The sequence below is a fragment of the Terriglobales bacterium genome (assembly GCA_035543055.1).
In the GTDB taxonomy this organism is placed as follows: Bacteria; Acidobacteriota; Terriglobia; order Terriglobales; family Acidobacteriaceae; genus JAIQFD01.
In genome coordinates, this window is the sequence record DATKKJ010000063.1 from 1 (window position 1) to 3,598 (window position 3,598).

The window sequence follows — 3,598 nt, forward strand, 5'->3', positions numbered from 1 at the left end:
CTGACGACCAATGACACGGGCCTCATAAGTCCGAGGGATCGATCGACAGAGACGAATGATTCCGACCGCAAACCTTCTAGTCCGCTGCTTCAGTTCATCGGGCGTCATGGCGCAATCTTAAATCTGCAATCTGAAATCTGAAATCTTCAATCGCCTTTCTTGACTTGTTGGTGAAGAGGTGTACCGAAAACCACCCGCCGCCCGACGATCTCGTAGTTCCCTTCCAGCACCAGGTTGATGGCCTCGCTGTAAGCGATGTGCTCCTGCTTGAGGATGCGGTAGGCCAGGGTGTGCTCGTCATCAGTTTCCAGCACCGGCACAGTCTTCTGCACGATGATGGGTCCGTGGTCGAGGTGCTCGTCCACAAAGTGCACGGTGCAGCCGGAGACCTTCACACCCCACTCGAAGGCCTGCTTCTGCCCTTCGAGCCCGGGGAAGGCCGGTAGCAGCGCCGGGTGGATGTTCAGGATGCGGTTGGGGAACTGGCGGCAGAACCAGGGCGAGAGCAGCCGCATGTAGCCGGCGAGGCAGACCAGGTCCACCTGCTTCTCTTTGAGGACGGCGACGACTTCGCGGTCGTGCGCCTCGCGCTCCTTGCCCTTCGACGGGATGACGCGCGCGTCGAGCCCGCGCTGGCGCGCGGTTTCGATCCCCGGCGCGTCGGCGCGGTTGGAGATGACCACCGCGATCTCCGCCTTCACCTTGCCGGCCTGGACGTTGTCGGCGATGGCGACGAAGTTCGACCCGCGGCCGGATAAGAGGATCCCCAGCTTCTTCATTTCTTGACCATGGAGGGCACGGAGGAGTGTAAACGATTTTGCTTCGGCCGGTCCCTTGGATGGCGTCATGCTGAGCGCCTTGAGGCGCGAAGCATCCCGCGTGTGCTATGGCCTATATACACTGCGCGCGAGATCCTTCGGCGCTAAAGCGCCTCAGGATGACGCCATCAAATCGTATAATCGGACGTTCATGCCGCAATTCAAGCCAGTCGCCGAACAACTCGAATACATCCGCAAAGGCGCGGTAGAGATCATCCGGGAGTCCGAGCTCAAGGAGAAGCTCGAGCACTCGCTCAAGACCGGCAAGCCGCTGCGGGTGAAGGCGGGCTTCGACCCGACCGCGCCCGACCTGCACCTGGGCCACACCGTCCTGATCCGCAAGCTCAAGCACTTCCAGGACCTGGGACACACGGTCATCTTCATCATCGGCGACGGTACCGGGCTGATCGGCGACCCCACCGGGCGCAACACCACCCGCCCGCCGCTCTCGCGCGAGGAGATCGACCGCAACGCCGAAACCTATAAGCAGCAGGTGTTCAAGATCCTCGACAAGCAGAAGACCGAGATCCGCTACAACTCGGAGTGGCTGCACAAGCTGGGCTTCGAGGGCATGATCCGCCTGGCGGCCAAGTACACGGTCTCGCAACTGCTGGAGCGCGAGGACTTCCACAAGCGCTTCCAGGAGGAGAAGCCCATCTCCATCCACGAGCTGCTCTATCCGCTGGCCCAGGGTTACGACTCGGTGATGATCGAGGCTGACGTCGAACTGGGCGGCACCGACCAGAAGTTCAACCTGCTAGTGGGGCGCGAACTGCAGCGCGCCTACGGGCAGCCCTCGCAGCAGGTCATCCTGACCACTCCCCTGCTGGAAGGCACCGACGGCGTGCAGAAGATGTCGAAGTCCTACGGCAATTACGTGGGCATCACCGAGGCGCCGCAGGAGATGTTCGGCAAGCTGATGTCCATCTCCGACCCGCTGATGTGGCGCTACTGGGAGCTGCTGACCGACACCTCGCTGCCGGGCATCCAGGCCATGCGCCAGCAGGTGGATTCGGGCAAGATGCACCCCATGAACACCAAGAAGGCGCTGGCCACCAAGATCGTCGCCGACTTCCACGGCGAAGCCGCCGCCAAAGAAGCGGCGGAGAGCTGGGAGAAGATCTTCCAGAAGCGCGAAGTGCCAGAGGACATCGAGGCGGTAGAGGTAAGGTACGACCAGATCTCATGGAGAGTTGGGGAGGAGGAATTCGGGCAAATGGTTCAGGCCGGAGGGCCGACACGTTTTGGCGTAAAGCTCGATCAGTTGCTTCTGCGAGCTGGATTCGTATCGTCCGCATCAGAGGGCGCGCGCAAGATTAAGGAAGGAGCCGTTAGCATCGGCGAGGAGGCACAGAACAGTCCTCGCATCTTTCTTCCCCAGCTGCCCTATGAGATACCCATTCGAGTTGGTCGCAGGTTGAAGCAGGTACGAGTAGTGGCCAATACAGGCGCCTAGCTTCTAAGAAGACTCTCGACAAAGTAGCCCGCGCGCCCTCGCGCGGGCACAACTCAGTCCACATGTTCCGGATTGATCCACAGCCAGGGATAATCCAAGTAAGAAGTTACCAGTCCTGCCCGTTCCGGATTCTCCGCGAGATATGCGACCTTCGTGTCGATGCGTTCGCGCTTCCGTAGCCAATGATCGAAATACTCCTCCTCCCACACCCGTCCATGCCGATCAAGTAGTCGATTAACAGCATGCGCGGACGCGCCTTTGATACCGCTCATGATTTCAGCCAAGCTGAAGCGGGCTCCCGATTTGTCCCGTAAGGGAAAGAAAAGCAGGTGCAGGTGGTCGGGCATGACAACGAACGCGTACATCCAGACCCTTCGTTTGTGCTCCCGCAACACCGTGCTGAAGACCAGGTTGCGAGCGGCGCCAGGAAGCTCCCAACGCTTGTATGTCGATAACGAAACGAAGATCGGGGCGTCACCTTGGAGGTGCGGTAGATTGCGACGGAACGCGTATCGGCGAATGGGAGAAGGCATGGTGCCCGCGCGAGGGCGCGCGGGCTACTTTGTCAGAATCGTTTATCAGATGACAAGGACATGAGCACCTAATTCTTGCGCTTCGGGGCCACTGGCTTTTTCTTGAGCGGTGCCCACCGATGCGCTTCCATATCCACGCGTAGCCCGGAGAAGCGGACGCCTTCGGCCTCCAGGCGGAAGCGCTGTTCCATGCCGCCTTCGGCGGGCAGCAGAATCTTGCCGCCGGCCCCGACCACGCGATGCCAGGGCACGCCGCTGGCCGAATGCAGCGCCCATACCACCTGCCGGGCGCTCCCTGGATATCCGGCCAGGTAGGCGACGTCGCCGTAGGTCGCCACCTTGCCGCGGGGGATGCGGGCCACCGTCTTCAGTATCCGGGGAAACATTCGCTTGTCGGGCACGTCACGAGCATAACCTCTTCGCAATGGTGAGTGCCATGCGGTAATCTGCCGGTGCTTGCGCGCCGTCGCTATTCTCGGGCCGAACGCCACCATCGAGGACGTGCGCCGCTTCTACACCGCGAATGCGCATCCGGAGCCGGTCTCTCCCGGCAATCCGCTGGCCGGGGCCGACGCCGCGCTCATCTTCGGGGGTGATGGGACGGTCCATGACCACCTGCCGGAATTCATCGTCCACCAGGTCCCGATGCTGCCGGTGCCGCTGGGCAGCGGCAACGACTTCCACCGGGCTCTGGGATTCGGCACGATGGCGGCCGCGCTGGCCGCCTGGCGCGGCTTCTGCAGCGGCGCCGAGCGTTCCCGCCGCATCGACCTGGGCATGATCAGCCGCCT

Annotated in this window: 5 protein-coding genes; 2 read left to right on the top strand and 3 right to left on the bottom strand. The window is 61.8% G+C overall.

The window, feature by feature from the left end:
• Nucleotides 1-146: 146 nt before the first annotated feature.
• Entirely contained in the window at nucleotides 147-779 is a 633-nt protein-coding gene (gene purN / locus VMS96_05145; GenBank protein ID HVP42793.1) for a phosphoribosylglycinamide formyltransferase, read from the bottom strand.
• A gap of 190 nt (nucleotides 780-969) precedes the next feature.
• Here purN and tyrS point away from each other — a divergent pair, with 190 nt between their 5' ends.
• The gene (gene tyrS / locus VMS96_05150) at nucleotides 970-2,274 is read left to right on the top strand and encodes a tyrosine--tRNA ligase (GenBank protein HVP42794.1); all 1,305 of its coding nucleotides are present in this window, start codon (nucleotides 970-972) and stop codon (nucleotides 2,272-2,274) included.
• Nucleotides 2,275-2,327: 53 nt separating this feature from the next.
• On the opposite strand, the gene VMS96_05155 is transcribed toward tyrS, so the two are convergent.
• Nucleotides 2,328-2,807, bottom strand: coding sequence for a transposase (locus VMS96_05155; GenBank protein HVP42795.1), 480 nt, complete (start codon nucleotides 2,805-2,807; stop codon nucleotides 2,328-2,330).
• Between the two features lie 68 nt (nucleotides 2,808-2,875).
• Nucleotides 2,876-3,208, bottom strand: a complete 333-nt coding sequence (locus tag VMS96_05160) for an MGMT family protein (GenBank protein ID HVP42796.1) — start codon at nucleotides 3,206-3,208, stop codon at nucleotides 2,876-2,878.
• A 55-nt stretch (nucleotides 3,209-3,263) separates the two neighbouring features.
• Here VMS96_05160 and VMS96_05165 point away from each other — a divergent pair.
• A partial coding sequence (locus VMS96_05165; protein ID HVP42797.1) for a diacylglycerol kinase family protein occupies nucleotides 3,264-3,598 on the top strand: 335 nt, incomplete at its 3' end.